At 42.0% G+C, this 14,109-nt stretch carries 13 protein-coding genes; 11 read left to right on the top strand and 2 right to left on the bottom strand.

What is annotated here, in order from left to right:
- The first annotated feature begins 6 nt into the window (after nt 1–6).
- The 11 genes from FZC41_RS10875 to FZC41_RS10825 all read left to right on the top strand — a co-directional run bounded on the left by FZC41_RS10875 (nt 7) and on the right by FZC41_RS10825 (nt 12,521).
- A complete protein-coding gene (locus FZC41_RS10875; protein ID WP_148567440.1) occupies nt 7–957 on the top strand; it encodes a hypothetical protein in 951 nt (316 codons plus the stop codon).
- 550 nt (nt 958–1,507) lie between these two features.
- Nucleotides 1,508–2,329 carry a nitrogenase iron protein gene (nifH, locus tag FZC41_RS10870; protein WP_148567439.1) on the top strand — a complete coding sequence of 274 codons (822 nt, stop codon included), beginning with the start codon at nt 1,508–1,510 and terminating at the stop codon, nt 2,327–2,329.
- Nucleotides 2,330–2,360: 31 nt separating this feature from the next.
- The gene (locus FZC41_RS10865; RefSeq protein ID WP_148567438.1) at nt 2,361–2,687 is read left to right on the top strand and encodes a P-II family nitrogen regulator; all 327 of its coding nucleotides are present in this window, start codon (nt 2,361–2,363) and stop codon (nt 2,685–2,687) included.
- Nucleotides 2,688–2,702: 15 nt separating this feature from the next.
- Entirely contained in the window at nt 2,703–3,086 is a 384-nt protein-coding gene (locus FZC41_RS10860) for a P-II family nitrogen regulator (RefSeq protein WP_148567437.1), read from the top strand.
- A gap of 15 nt (nt 3,087–3,101) precedes the next feature.
- Nucleotides 3,102–4,691 carry a nitrogenase molybdenum-iron protein alpha chain gene (nifD, locus tag FZC41_RS10855; RefSeq protein WP_148567436.1) on the top strand — a complete coding sequence of 530 codons (1,590 nt, stop codon included), beginning with the start codon at nt 3,102–3,104 and terminating at the stop codon, nt 4,689–4,691.
- Nucleotides 4,691–6,055, top strand: a complete 1,365-nt coding sequence (nifK, locus tag FZC41_RS10850; RefSeq protein ID WP_148567435.1) for a nitrogenase molybdenum-iron protein subunit beta — start codon at nt 4,691–4,693, stop codon at nt 6,053–6,055. The genes nifD and nifK overlap by 1 nt, the downstream gene beginning before the upstream one ends.
- Nucleotides 6,056–6,195: 140 nt before the next feature.
- Nucleotides 6,196–7,557 carry a nitrogenase iron-molybdenum cofactor biosynthesis protein NifE gene (gene nifE, locus FZC41_RS10845; protein ID WP_148567434.1) on the top strand — a complete coding sequence of 454 codons (1,362 nt, stop codon included), beginning with the start codon at nt 6,196–6,198 and terminating at the stop codon, nt 7,555–7,557.
- Nucleotides 7,550–10,270 (top strand): nitrogenase cofactor biosynthesis protein NifB, encoded by a 2,721-nt coding sequence (gene nifB / locus FZC41_RS10840; RefSeq protein WP_148567433.1) that lies wholly within the window; start codon nt 7,550–7,552, stop codon nt 10,268–10,270. Before nifE ends, nifB begins: the two co-directional genes overlap by 8 nt.
- Before the next feature lies 1 nt (nt 10,271).
- Complete coding sequence (locus FZC41_RS10835) at nt 10,272–10,580, top strand: 2Fe-2S ferredoxin (RefSeq protein ID WP_148567432.1); 309 nt, start codon at nt 10,272–10,274, stop codon at nt 10,578–10,580.
- Between the two features lie 185 nt (nt 10,581–10,765).
- On the top strand, nt 10,766–11,719 hold the full coding sequence (locus FZC41_RS10830; protein WP_148567431.1) for a homocitrate synthase/isopropylmalate synthase family protein: 954 nt from the start codon (nt 10,766–10,768) through the stop codon (nt 11,717–11,719).
- Nucleotides 11,697–12,521 (top strand): beta/alpha barrel domain-containing protein, encoded by an 825-nt coding sequence (locus tag FZC41_RS10825; RefSeq protein ID WP_148567430.1) that lies wholly within the window; start codon nt 11,697–11,699, stop codon nt 12,519–12,521. Before FZC41_RS10830 ends, FZC41_RS10825 begins: the two co-directional genes overlap by 23 nt.
- A 106-nt stretch (nt 12,522–12,627) precedes the next feature.
- On the opposite strand, the gene FZC41_RS10820 is transcribed toward FZC41_RS10825, so the two are convergent.
- Entirely contained in the window at nt 12,628–13,296 is a 669-nt protein-coding gene (locus FZC41_RS10820) for an L-fuculose-phosphate aldolase (RefSeq protein ID WP_148567429.1), read from the bottom strand.
- 93 nt (nt 13,297–13,389) lie between these two features.
- Nucleotides 13,390–13,665, bottom strand: a complete 276-nt coding sequence (locus tag FZC41_RS10815; RefSeq protein ID WP_148567428.1) for an HPr family phosphocarrier protein — start codon at nt 13,663–13,665, stop codon at nt 13,390–13,392.
- Nucleotides 13,666–14,109 lie beyond the last annotated feature (444 nt).

Raw genomic sequence — 14,109 nt, 5'->3', positions numbered from 1 at the left:
ATTAAAATGAATAAAATACAGACCGAAAAATACGGTCCTTTAACCGATGTGATCTTTTCCGAAACTTTTGACAACGGTGTTTTAAAGGGTTGCGCTTTTGAAGGAAAAAATAATATTACCACCCCTATCGGAATTTTAGTGCCAAGTTATGGCCCCTCCAATATCAGAAATCGCGAAGGCCTGTCGCTGGAATTCTTTAAGAGCGGCGAAATAAAAAGCATCGATTTGGAAACGGCGACGGAGGTCGTTACCCCACTTGGCCTCATATCGGCAGAGCGAATCAGTTTTTATGAAAACGGCAGTATCCATCGGCTGTTTCCGCTTAACGGACGCATCAACGGATACTGGACGGAAGAAAATGAATACAGTCTAGCCAAACCTATGGCCTTTGATTTACCCATCGGTTCTTTTTCTGCCAAAGCAGTCAGTTTATGTTTTTATGAAAGCGGCGCTTTAAAAAGCTTAACCTTATGGCCTCAGGAGATCATCGAAATCACCAGTCTCGATGGTTTAGTAAAAGTACGCTACGGTTTTTCACTTTATGAAAATGGTACTTTAAAAAGCTTTGAACCGGCTCTGCCGGAACCCATAACCACACCGGTTGGGGTCATTATCGCCTATAACTGTAAGGCCCATGGCATCAATAGCGATGAGAACTCGGTGACCTATGATCCTCATGGTCAATTAAGATCACTGCTCACCTCAAATAGCGGCCTCCTGATTTCAAACGCAGCGGAAAAAAATTTGATTCAGCCCCAGATGAAACCAGGCGAAATTGATCCGGAGATTATGATACCCGAACCCATGTCCATCATTTTTCATGACAACAAACTTGAAATCATTCATGATGACATCGTCGTTGTTGATCTTAATCGGAGTGAAGTGCGCTCAATTTTAGTCCATGATCCGACAGAAAAAGCCTGCGGCAATTGTTCTGAGTGTTCACATTGCGGTTAATCTTGCTATCTATTAAGAATTATTTAAGTAATCAGATGTTCTGTTTTAATCCAACTCACATATTGATTTTGTGAAATTGATTTCATCCCGTCTAACAGTTGAAAACTTACATTTGGAAATGAAATACAATCACTGTTAAATTACAAAATCCGTCATGAAAAAGTCCGAGTATTTTGATAACCATCCAAAGATGAAAAGGGTTTACATTCAATACCGCTTGACTTTTCTATGCTATCCATGGATAATTAGCCTATAGAAACAATGACAAACGGATTTATTACTTAGACGATGAGGTCTCAATCAGATACTATAATGTATCTGATCGAGACCTTCTTTCGTTTATGGTTACAACAATCCTATATAGACAGAGAGGTCTTAATTAACTGCATTTGTGTGGCTGATTAAGACTTTTTTTGTTTCTTCCAAACTTATACCCCCCGGGACGAAGAGGTCTTAGCTAACTACAAATTGATGTAGTTGACTGAGACCTCTTCTGATTTTATTTTGTTTGGAAAACATTGAATTCTAAAATTTATTTGGAGGAAAGATTATGAGACAAATCGCAATTTATGGTAAAGGTGGTATCGGAAAGTCTACCACAACTCAGAATTTAACTGCAGGACTTGGTCTAATGGGAAAGAAAATCATGGTGGTTGGCTGTGATCCTAAAGCAGATTCAACGCGATTATTACTTGGTGGTCTGGCACAAAAAACAGTGCTTGACACACTTCGTGAAGAAGGTGAAGAAATTGAACTGGATGCCATTTTAAAACCAGGATTTCGTGACATCATGTGTGTTGAATCCGGTGGACCAGAACCAGGGGTTGGATGTGCTGGACGTGGTATTATCACCGCTATTGGAATGCTGGAACAATTAGGTGCTTATACTCCTGATCTTGATTATGTTTTTTATGATGTCCTTGGTGATGTTGTCTGTGGTGGTTTTGCTATGCCGATGCGTGAAGGCAAAGCTCAGGAAATCTATATTGTCGCTTCTGGTGAAATGATGGCTTTATACGCTGCCAACAATATTGCCAAAGGTGTTCAAAAATACGCAACCACCGGCGGAATTCGTTTAGGCGGAATTATTTGCAACAGTCGTAATGTTGATGGTGAAAAAGAACTGGTTCAGGCTTTTGCCGAAGAACTCGGCAGTCAGATGATTTATTTTGTCCCTCGCGACAACATGGTACAACGGGCCGAAATTAATAAAAAGACCGTTTTAGAATTTGATGATACCGCCGGTCAAGCTCAGGAATACCGTAATTTAGCTGCCGCCATCGATGGCAACAAAATGTTTGTTATTCCAAAACCAATGAAACAAGATCGATTGGAAGAAATCCTGATGGAACATGGATTAATGGATATTTAATTAAATTTTAAACGTGAAAGGAAGTATGAATATGTTAATGGTACGCGCAATTGTAAGACCTGAAAAAACAGGCATTGTTTTATCCGAATTACTGTCCGGTGGATTTTCAGCGGTTACTAAATTAGATGTCTATGGCCGAGGAAAACAAAAGGGAATCAAAGTTGGCGATGTTTATTATGATGAACTTCCAAAAGTGATGCTGCTTTTAATCGTTAACGACGAAGATAAAGATGATGTTATCAGAATTGTCATGAAAAATGCAAAAACAGGTGCCGATGGTGCTTTTGGAGACGGTCGTATTTTTGTTTCTCCGGTAGAGGAAGCTTACACAATCAGTACTGGAAAATCTGGCCTGTAAAAGGAGGAATTAGATATGAAAGAAGTTATGGCTATTATTCGACAGAATAAAGTTAATCCAACCAAAGAAGCCCTGGTAAAAGAAGGCTTTCCTGCTTTTACCTGTTTGAAGGTTCTCGGCAGAGGAAAGAAAAGCGTTGATTTTTCGATCATTCAAGATATTGTCGATTCTGGAGAAATGCCAATTTCAAACATTGGCGAAGCATTAACCGAACCATCCCGTTTAATTTCAAAGCGATTTTTTACATTAATTGTTGAAGATGAAGATGTGGACAAGGTCGTTTCCATTTTAATTGACAGCAATTCCACCGGTAATCCAGGCGATGGTAAAATTTTCATCCTCCCGATAGAGGACTCCATTCGTGTACGTAGCGGCGAGAAAAATGCTGATGCATTTTAGAAAGAGGTGAGTATATTGGATTCAAAAGAAAAAGTACTCGATAAATATAGTTCAAAAGTTTATAAAAATAGAAAAGAACATGTTATCACAATTGAAGAAGGAGAACCCAATGTCATTCAGGCAGATACAAGAGCCATACCTGGAATTATGACAAATCGCGGTTGCTGTTATGCCGGATGTAAAGGGGTTGTTCTTTCTCCCCTTAAGGATGTTGCCATCATTACCCACGGTCCAATCGGTTGCGGTTTCTATACTTGGGGAACACGAAGACATAAAGCCAAGGGCGACGAAAACACCCAGTCATTTGGCGAATATTGTTTCTCAACCGATATGCAGGAAACCGATATCGTGTTTGGCGGAGAAAAAAAATTAAAAAAAGCCATTAAAGAAGTGTTTGAAATTTTCAAGCCTAATTGTATCATGATTTGCTCAACCTGCCCAGTCGGTCTTATCGGTGATGATATTCATGCTGTCGCGGCTGAAGCTGAAGAATTATACGGCATCAAGATATTAGCTTTTAGTTGCGAAGGTTATAAAGGAGTCAGTCAATCCGGCGGCCATCATATTGCCAACAATGGTTTAATGCGGTCTGTCATTGGCACCGGAGATGCCGAACCGATGAAGTATTCCGTTAACCTTTTAGGTGAATATAACATCGGCGGTGACGGTTGGGAAACCGAACGTATTTTAAAACGAATCGGATATAACGTGGTTTCAGTTATGACTGGTGATGGCAGTTATGCTGAATTGAAAAATGCCCATACTGCCGATCTTAATCTGGTTCAATGTCATCGATCCATTAATTACATCGCTGAAATGATGAAAACCAAGTATGGCATCGATTGGATAAAAGTTAATTTTATTGGACTTGATGGCATTAAAAAATCGCTTCGGGACATGGCACTGTTCTTCAATGATCCTGATTTAATAGCCCGAACTGAAGCAGTCATCGCCGACGAAGAAGAAGAAATTGCCGAAGGCATGGCTCATTATAAGACCAGACTGGAAGGAAAAACGGCTGCAATTTATGTCGGCGGATCACGAACACATCACTATATCAATCTCTTAAAGACACTTGGTGTGGAAGTCGTTTTGGCGGGCTATGAATTTGGCCATCGGGATGATTATGAAGGCCGCGATGTTCTCCCTTCCATAAAACGCGATGCTGATTCTAAAAACGTTGAAAGCATCACCGTCGAAAAAGATCCTGAAAACTTTAAATCAATTCTTACTCCCGAACGTCTTGAAGAACTTAAAAATGCCGGCGTTCACCTTGAAGAATACAATGGCTTGTGGTCAGATATCAATGATAATACGGTTGTTACCGATGACTACAATCATTTTGAAACAGAGGAGTTCTTAAAACTGTTAAAACCGGATATTTTCTTCTCGGGAATTAAGGACAAGTTCCTCATTCAAAAATCAGGTGTTCCCTCACGACAATTGCATTCTTATGATTATGCCGGTCCCTATGCCGGGTTCAGAGGTGCCTTGAATTTCGCCAAAGATATAACGATGGCTGTTTATACACCGGCCTGGAATTTAGTTGAAGCACCATGGAAAAATACGCCCACATTAGAAGGCAGCTTAGGAGGTACAGAATAATGTTAGATTTAACCCCAAAAGAACAATCGGAAAGATCCGCCCTACGAATCAATCCGATTAAAACATGTCAACCAGTTGGAGCAATGTATGCTGCCCTGGGTGTTCATGCCTGTATGCCGCATAGCCATGGTTCCCAAGGATGCTGTTCATTTCATCGAATGTTTTTATCAAGACATTTTAAAGATCCAGCAATTGCATCTTCCAGTTCGTTTACAGAAGGAGCTTCAGTTTTCGGCGGCGGCGCCAACTTAAAAACGGCTATTAAAAACATCTTTGATATTTACAATCCTGATATCATTGCTGTTCATACCACTTGTCTCAGTGAAACCATTGGTGATGATCTGGTCGGTTACATCAATGACGCCAAAATTCCTGAAGGCAAAATTGTTGTTCATACCAATACTCCAAGCTATGTTGGTTCACATATTACCGGTTATTATAACATGATCACCGGATTTATTAAATACCTGGCTGAAGCAACTGGCGAAAAAAATAACAAACTTGCGCTCTTACCTGGTTTTGTGAATCCTGGCGACATGCGGGAAATGAAACGCCTCATGACCATCATGGGCGTTGAGTATATCATGCTGCCTGACACCAGCGGCGTGATGGATGCTCCAATGACCGGAAGCTACAACATGTATCCCAAAGGCGGCACCACCATTTCCGACATCAAAGATCTGGGCAATTGCGAATTAACTTTGGCACTTGGTGAACTGACTTCTGAATTTCCTGCAGATTTTTTGGAAAAGAAATGCAAAGTTCCCTATCAAACACTTCCGCTGCCCATCGGCGTTGAAAATACTGATGCGTTCATTATGGCCCTGAATCATTTTTCTAAAAATGAAGTTCCTTATGAAATAGATGAAGAACGTGGTCAATTAATGGATATTTTACTTGATTCACATCAGTATACTTATAATAAATCAGTCGCCATTTACGGTGATCCGGATACGGTCCTCGGGTTGGCTCAAATTACTATGGAAATGGGAATGATCCCAAAATACCTGGTAACTGGCACCCCCGGCAAAATCTTTGAGGAAAAGGCTAAAATGCTTTTTGATAAATTCGGCCTTGAAGGCTGTGTTGCAAAAGCAGCCGCTGATTTATTCGAGCTTCATCAATGGATTAAAAACGATTCCGTCGATTTACTTATCGGTGGCACCCACGGTAAATATGTTGCCCGAGCTGAAGATATTCCGCTTGTTCGTGTCGGTTTCCCAATCATCGACCGCTATGTCCATTCATATATGCCCATCGTCGGCTATAAAGGCGCGATCCGTTTGGCTGAATTAATTTTAAATGCACTCATGGATCGACAGGATCGTGACTGCGAAGATGAAGATATGGAAATGGTTATGTAATGACTGTCAATAACTGACTGTCACCAAAATTTAAAAGTAAGTCCCGGGGATGATAGTAACATCAGTTATCTCCAGGATGAGTTTATCAACAACCTGAATGGGGAGGTTTTCCTCCCCGTTATTTAAAAGGAGGCTGTAACATGAAAAATGAACATGCTATTTTACCAGAAAGAAGCCAATCCATTCGTTTTTCGGAATGCAGCGGAGACGGCAGTGGTATTAAGTGCGAATCCGAAAGCGTATCAGGAGCAGTCAGCCAACGGGCATGTGTCTTTTGCGGTGCCAGAGTTGTCTTAAACCCTATAACAGACGCATTCCATATCGTTCACGGTCCCATCGGATGTGCCAGCTATACCTGGGATATCAGAGGGAGCCTCTCCAGCGGTGAGGATGGGTATCGGAATAGTTACTCTACTGATCTGAGAGAAAAAGATGTAATCTTTGGAGGCGAAAAAAAGCTGGCGGCCGCCATTGATGAGGTTATGGCCATCCATTCACCCAAAGTTATCTTTATCTATGCCACCTGCATTGTTGGCATCATCGGTGATGACATCGAAGCAATCTGCCGAAATGCTGAAGAAAAATATGGAATTCGAGTGATCCCCGTTAAATCACCGGGTTTCTCAGGAACCAAAAAAACCGGCTATAAAATGGCCTGTAATGCGATTATGAATTTAATCACCCCCGTGGAACTGCCTGAAAAGACAGTCGGCGTCAATATTCTGGGTGACTTCAACCTGGCCGGTGAAATGTGGATTATTAAAAACTATCTGCGAAAAATCGGTGTCACGGTAGTTGCAAATATTACCGGCGATGCCAAAGTCGACGATTTGAGAAAAGCGCCTACCGCTCAATTGAACCTGGTTCAATGCGCTGGCTCGATGACCTATCTGGCCAAACAAATGGAAGAGGTCTTTGACATTCCCTTTATCAAAGTTAGCTTTTTCGGTGTCCTCGATACCTCCGAATCGCTTTTGCGGATTGCCTATGCCGTGGGAGATACTGAGACCATCCAGAAAGCAAAAGCCTTTATTGAAGAAGAAAAAAACAGAGTGATCCCTCTTTTAAATAAATACAAAAAAAATCTTGAAGGAAAAAAAGCAGCCATCTATGTTGGTGGCGGTTTTAAAGCAATATCCCTAATCCGGCAGTTTAGCGAATTCGGCATGAAAACGGTGATGGTGGGCACTCAAACGGGAAGTAAAGAAGATTACGAAATGATCCAACATCTCGTTGATGAGGATGCCATCATTCTGGACGATGCCAACCCTGCGGAACTGGAATCATTTATGAAAAAAATGGGTGCTGATATTTTAGTCGGCGGTGTGAAAGAGCGACCCCTGGCCTACAAACTGGGCATTGCCTTCTGCGATCATAATCATGAACGGAAGCGCCCATTAGCCGGTTACGAAGGCACCCTTAATTTCGCATCTGAAATCAATCTTTCCATGAACAGTCCTGTCTGGGAAACCATATCCCAAGGAGGTATGAAATATGTCTAAAAATTTAGTCAACTTAAATGTTAATCCATGTAAAATGTGCATGCCCATGGGAACAGCGAATGCCTTCTACGGTATTCAGAAGTGTATGAGTATTCTCCATGGTTCCCAGGGATGCAGCACCTATATCCGCCGCCACATGGCCACTCATTATAACGAACCGGTGGATATTGCCTCCTCTTCTCTAACCGAAGAGGGCACTGTCTACGGCGGTGAAAAGAATCTCATCATCGGACTTGAAAATCTGATTAAACTGTATGAACCTGAAGTCATTGGCGTCTCCACAACCTGTCTCGCGGAAACCATTGGGGAGGACATTGAATACATTGTCAATAAATTTTATGAAACACACCCGAATACCAATGTTAAAATCATCCCAGTTAAATCGGCCGGATACAGCGGTACCCAGTTTGAAGGCTTTATCCGGGCCCTGAAAGCCATTGTTTCCCACGTGGACATGGACCCCGCCAAAAACGATAAGATCAATATTATCACCTCAATGATTTCACCAGCGGACACCCGGTATCTTAAAGACCTTCTGGAGCAGTTCGAGATTGACTATATCCTGTTGCCGGACCTTTCGGAAAATCTGGACGGCGTCCATCAAAGCAGTTATAATCGGCTGCCAATGAACGGCACCCCGATCTCAGCGATCCAGAAAATGGCTGGTGCCAAACTTACCATTGAACTGTCCGACACGATTAAGCCGGAAGAATCACCCGGGTTCTACCTCAAGGAAAACTTCGGGGTGCCTTATCGACGATTGAATTTACCCATGGGACTTCGCGACACCGATGCTTTAATAGATCTTTTATCAGAAATTTCTAAAAAGCCCATTCCGGAAAAAATCGCCAATGAAAGAGGGCGTTACCTTGATGGCATGGTCGATTCCCATAAATACAATGCGGAAGGCCGGGTTGCCATTTTCGGAGAACCAGACTTTGTGGTATCCGTTGTCCGACTCTGTTGTGAAAATGGTGTCATGCCAGTTATTGCCGCCACCGGTTCAAACTGTCCCGAATTAAAAGCGAAAATCGAAAAAGAAATCCAAAAATTGGCAGAAATCTTTTTCGTCGATGATTATGTCATTTTAAATGATGTGGATTTTGAAACCATTGAAGAAGAAGCGCTTCGATTAGGTGCCAATATCATGATTGGCAATTCTGATGGCCGACGTATTGAAGAAAAACACCACATTCCACTGATCCGATGTGCTTTTCCCATTCATGATCAAGTTGGCGGCCAACGAATTCGGACCCTGGGCTATGAAGGATCACAGATGCTCCTGGACCAAATCACCAATACGATTTTAAAAACTGTGGAAGGTGGGTTCAGAGAAGAGCTTTATAATACTTACTATAATGAAGGACCCAAATATAAATATGGGCTGGAAAAAAAGCCAACTGAAACCTTAAGTGTGCTGGAAAAGTCACATCCCCCAAAAACGCCAACAAAACCAACCCTGACGATTGCGGAAAAAACTGCCAGTCATCCCTGCTACAGCTGTGGTGCCGCTCATGAAAACGCCAGGATGCACCTCCCCATCGCTCCCAAATGCAATATCCAGTGTAATTATTGTGTTCGTAAATTTGACTGCCCCAATGAAAGCCGCCCGGGCGTAACGACTGAAATTCTTTCTCCGGAAGCCGCCTTCGAAAAATACAAGTTGGTTAAAGAAAAAGTGCCGAATCTTACTGTCGTGGGGATTGCCGGTCCCGGCGATGCTTTGGCAAACTTTGAAGAAACAAAAAAAGCACTGACCTTGATTCATGATTATGACCCCAATGTGACCTTTTGTGTATCCACTAATGGGTTAATGCTTCCCTACCATGCAAAAGATCTGATTAGGCTGAATGTTTCCCATGTCACGGTGACCGTCAATGCAGTCGATCCCGTCATCGGGGCCAAAATCTACAAGCATGTTGATTTCATGGGCCACCGCTACCATGGCGAGGCTGCGGCGTCCCTTCTGCTGGCCAATCAGCTGTCAGGAATTAAACTACTCATTGATGAAGGTATCATTGTGAAAATCAACACCGTGACTCTGATGGGTATCAACGATGCTCATATTGAAGAAGTAGTAAAAACCATGAAGGGACTGGGCTGTTTCATCTCCAACATCATGCCTTTGATTCCGGTTAAAAGCAGCGCCTTTGAAAATCTCACCATTGCTACAAATCAGGAAATAAACGCCATCCGTGATAAATGCGGACTGCATCTGAAGCAAATGTATCACTGCAAGCAATGCCGAGCTGATGCCATTGGCAAATTGGATAGCGACGTTTCCCTGGATTTTAGGTCCAAAACTGAGCCGATGAAAGAACCTGTCTTTACCACCCCGAAAAGGCTCCGTTTTGCAGTGGTTTCCAAGGGCGGCATGCTGGTGGATCAACATTTTGGTCTTGCTACTGATTTATATATTTATGACTATCTGGATAATGAGGTGCAGTTCAAAGAAAAACGCGTCATTAACCAATACTGTCTCGGCGTCGAAGAATGCGATGAAAAAGAAGATAAGTTCACCCGGATTTTGAATCAACTCCATGACTGCGACGCAGTCATCGCCATGCGTATCGGAGATGCTCCAACCAGACGATTGGAAAAGAAAGGGATCAAAATCTTTTCAACCTATGACCGTATTGAAGAAGCGGTGAAAAAGGCCGCTCAAGAATTAATTGAAGCTCAAAATTTATTGAATGTATCAGGAGGAATTTGACATGGTTAATCCCAAACACCATATTTTCATCTGCACCAGCTGCAGGATCAACGGCACTCAGAAAGGTTTTTGCTTTCAACAGGATTCAGTAAAGGTTCTGCAGACCTTTCTTGAAGAAATTGATGACCGGGAATTATCCGGAGACGTGATGATAAACAATACCGGCTGCTTTGGTATTTGCGAAAAAGGCCCCATTGTGGTCGTTTATCCAGAAGGAGTCTGGTATGGAAATGTGACCGTGAATGATGTTGAACGAATTATGGATGAGCACATTGAAGGTGGCCAGGTCGTAGAAGATCTTTTAATTTAACAAGTTATCTTCCAAACTACCGTACGATCAATTGCTAATTTGTTGCTTGTAGACAGAACGAACCGACTATCTCCGGTTCGTTCTGTTTCACACAACACAATATTACAATTTTCGCTATTGCTTCAATTTTTTATAACACTGAAAAATGATTTCATTGATACTATTACCGAAAGCGAGGTACAAAAATGGTTACCATTATTGATCGAACACTGACAACTCTCGATACGGATCGGATTGACGCTCAGGACCTCAACCATTTTTGCACCCTTCTTTTCACCTGTGGAGTCACAAAAGTCGAATTGCCTTATGTGTTAACCTTCCGTCTGAAGCCATTGTTTATTACTGAAGACGCTGGCAAACGGATTGATACCGATACCTGCTTTCTGAAACAAAATGATGATCACAGTCAAATGCCGAGCTGGAAACTCGAGCCTAATGAGCTGGTGGAAAAAGCCATCCTCCCGAGTCAAATGAAAAACCTCCGAAATAAAAAAATAAGAATCGTGGGTTGGGAGGATTTAATCACTCGGGACTACCTCACCATTTTTCAGGAACTTTTGAACAACAGTGCTCACACTCTGGATTTATGCCCAAGTAATAAAATGCATTGCGCCACAGCCATCGCCCTTGAATGGATCCTGGCCGGCGGCACCAGTGTCAGCTGTGCTTTTGCCAACTATCATGACTTTCCCCGATTAGAAGAAGTATTGATGGGTCTCAAATTACGGGATCCTTCTTCGTATAAAGGCGATTTATCTGTTCTTAGTCAGCTTAAAGTTCTTTATGAAAAGATAACCAGCTTTCCAATTTCAAAAACGAAAGCCATCATCGGTGAAGATATTTTCAAGGTGGAATCCGGCATTCATGTGGACGGTGTTATAAAAAACCCAACCACCTATGAGCCATTTAACCCGAAAACCGTCGGCAGCCAACGAGAAATTGTCCTGGGGAAACACTCCGGCCAACAAAGTGTTCTCTATAAATTACGAGAACAAAATTTATCTGAAACCGCGGCTAAGTCCATACTCAAGCAAATAAAAGAGGGCTGCACCCAATTAGGACGCAATATTTCCGATTTGGAATTACAGTCCCTTGTCAGAGAGGTGAAAAACGACTATGAACCAAAAATATATTGTTGATACTACCTTGAGAGACGGCGAACAGAGTCCTGGCGTTGCCTTTACTTTGAAAGAAAAAGTTACCATTGCCAAAGCTTTGGATGCAATGGGTATCCAGCGGATTGAGGCCGGCACACCGGCTATGGGGAAGGAAGAATGTCTCGCCTTCGAAAAAATTAAGGCGGTTTGTCAAAACGCCAAAATCATTGGCTGGAATCGCATGAATTTAGGTGATATCCAAAGCTCCATCAATTGCGGAGCGGATATCATCCATGTTTGCGTCCCTTCTTCTGATCTGCTAATTCGCGAAAAGCTCCGAAAAAGCCGAACTGATGTATTGGAAAAACTGGAAGAATGTGCCGATTCCATTCATTCCGCTCACAAAGAACTGACCATCGGTCTGGAAGACGCCTCCCGGGCCGACTGGGATTTCATTACCCTGCTTATTGATACGGCCATACGACTCGGCGCCACCACCCTTCGTTTCTCGGACACTGTCGGCATTATGACTCCCAGCATTTGCAAAAACTACATCAGCAATATTTCATCCAATATTGACATTGAAGTTCACATGCATAACGATTTGGGGATGGCGGTAGCAAACTCCATTCAAGGGCTTCGGTCTGGAGCAAAATACGTTGATTCCACCCTCTTTGGCATTGGCGAACGGGCCGGTAACTGCAATCTTGAGCATCTGCTTATTGCCACTATCGGGCAAATGGATTTTGGCATCTGCCTGGATGAGCTCCAATGGCGACAGGAAAGATTAAGGTCTATTATTTTTAAAATTCATCCCAATAATATCTATCACTTAAGCATCTGATATTACATCTTTATTAGTCAAATTTCATTTCTATCATGTTGGCATCTTTTTGTCGAGCAGGCCCAGCCTGTTCGATCTTATTGCGCATTCAACAATTATAAATTTTCTACTGCTGCAAATCTTCTTTTGCGGCCCGTTGTCCATAGGAATTGTTGAATACTTGAATATTTTTCTTCATTTCTTCTTCATCCAGAATAACCGGTTTTCCAATCGCTCTTGCCTTAACATACACTTCTGCACAATATTCAATCTGTTCTGCAATATTAAAAGCGTTCAGAACATCTTTCCCCCCGGTTAACAAACCATGGTTTGCCATCAGAACGGCGTAACGATCACTCATCGCCGCAAACGTAAAATTAGCCAATTCCAGCGTTCCAAAAGATGCATATTCAGCACACTGCACATCTAATCCCGCATAAGCAACCAGGTAGCTGGATGCTGGAAGTGGCTGTCTCAAGGTAGCCAGAACAGTGGCATAAACCGAATGGGTATGGACCACTGCATCAATATCATCCCGTTTTACATAGAAAATTCGATGCAACTCATATTCACTGGAAGGCTTTCTTTTTCCCTCAACGATCTTTCCATCAAGATCCATGACAACAATATCTTCCGGTTCTGTTTCAAAATAATCAATGCCACTGGGGCTGATGGCGATGAGTTTCTGTTCCCGATTATAAATACTGATATTTCCACCAGTTCCCTTGGTTAATCCTGATGTAATCATTTTTCGGCAATAGTCAACAATCTCTTCCCGCTCTCTTTGTAAAATCATTTATTTCTCCCTTTGATAATAATTTTCTCAATATTTAAAAAATACCCTACATAATGCAGGGTATCAAGTGTAGACGATAAATTCAAGGAGTTATCATACTTCTCCAAAGCCACTTTTGATAAGTGCTGTCAATGTTTCTACGGCATTCATCTCATCCTCACCTTCAGCTATAATTTCAATGTCTGTTCCCTGAGCCAAACACATCGCCATAATGTTAATCATCGATTTTCCATTGCCCTCCTGGGGATCATCGCCTAATTTTCTGACCGTGATTTCGGATCTGAATTGAGATGCTGTTTTGTTAAACTCAGCTGCCGGTCTTGCATGCAAGCCAGTTGGATTAATAATCGTTACTTTTTTAGAACGCATAATTCACACCATTATAATGAATTTCTCATTCCTTTCCTTTTTCTTCCGGCCGGGATGAAAGTTAAATTCATCTCCGACTTCCGCATACGTGTTCATTTACCTGATCATTCATTGATTCTGAATTCTATTTTGCAATCGCCCTTTACACTTTATTTGTTCCCATTTATTTTCAGAATAAACACCTTCGCAAATGATTTCAAGCGTAAACAGCATCCTAATGATAAAGTTCTTCAGAAAATTTGTTATTATTTTTATTCATTATATTGTATTTAATAATAATGTCAATTCTTTTATCGGAATAGTTTTTTTTATTCAGAAATCGGGTAGGAGGCTGACCATTAATTGATCAGCCGACCTCCCACACCACCGTACGTACCGTTCGGTATACGGCGGTTCCAAAGTTTACACAGCTACTTGCAGATAATAATCATAAAAATTGGGATA

Origin of the sequence: Acetobacterium paludosum (assembly GCF_008086595.1) — a bacterium.
Taxonomy (GTDB): domain Bacteria; phylum Bacillota; class Clostridia; order Eubacteriales; family Eubacteriaceae; genus Acetobacterium; species Acetobacterium paludosum.
The sequence above is the reverse complement of the archived record's forward strand: the minus strand, read 5'-3'. Positions and strand labels throughout refer to the sequence as shown.

Coding starts and splice junctions, on each gene's coding strand:
- FZC41_RS10875 (WP_148567440.1), top strand. CDS start 7: ATGAATAAAATACAGACCGAAAAATACGGTCCTTTAACCGATGTGATC.
- nifH (WP_148567439.1), top strand. CDS start 1,508: ATGAGACAAATCGCAATTTATGGTAAAGGTGGTATCGGAAAGTCTACC.
- FZC41_RS10865 (WP_148567438.1), top strand. CDS start 2,361: ATGTTAATGGTACGCGCAATTGTAAGACCTGAAAAAACAGGCATTGTT.
- FZC41_RS10860 (WP_148567437.1), top strand. CDS start 2,703: ATGAAAGAAGTTATGGCTATTATTCGACAGAATAAAGTTAATCCAACC.
- nifK (WP_148567435.1), top strand. CDS start 4,691: ATGTTAGATTTAACCCCAAAAGAACAATCGGAAAGATCCGCCCTACGA.
- nifE (WP_148567434.1), top strand. CDS start 6,196: ATGAAAAATGAACATGCTATTTTACCAGAAAGAAGCCAATCCATTCGT.
- nifB (WP_148567433.1), top strand. CDS start 7,550: ATGTCTAAAAATTTAGTCAACTTAAATGTTAATCCATGTAAAATGTGC.
- FZC41_RS10835 (WP_148567432.1), top strand. CDS start 10,272: ATGGTTAATCCCAAACACCATATTTTCATCTGCACCAGCTGCAGGATC.
- FZC41_RS10830 (WP_148567431.1), top strand. CDS start 10,766: ATGGTTACCATTATTGATCGAACACTGACAACTCTCGATACGGATCGG.
- FZC41_RS10825 (WP_148567430.1), top strand. CDS start 11,697: ATGAACCAAAAATATATTGTTGATACTACCTTGAGAGACGGCGAACAG.
- FZC41_RS10820 (WP_148567429.1), bottom strand. CDS start 13,296: ATGATTTTACAAAGAGAGCGGGAAGAGATTGTTGACTATTGCCGAAAA.
- FZC41_RS10815 (WP_148567428.1), bottom strand. CDS start 13,665: ATGCGTTCTAAAAAAGTAACGATTATTAATCCAACTGGCTTGCATGCA.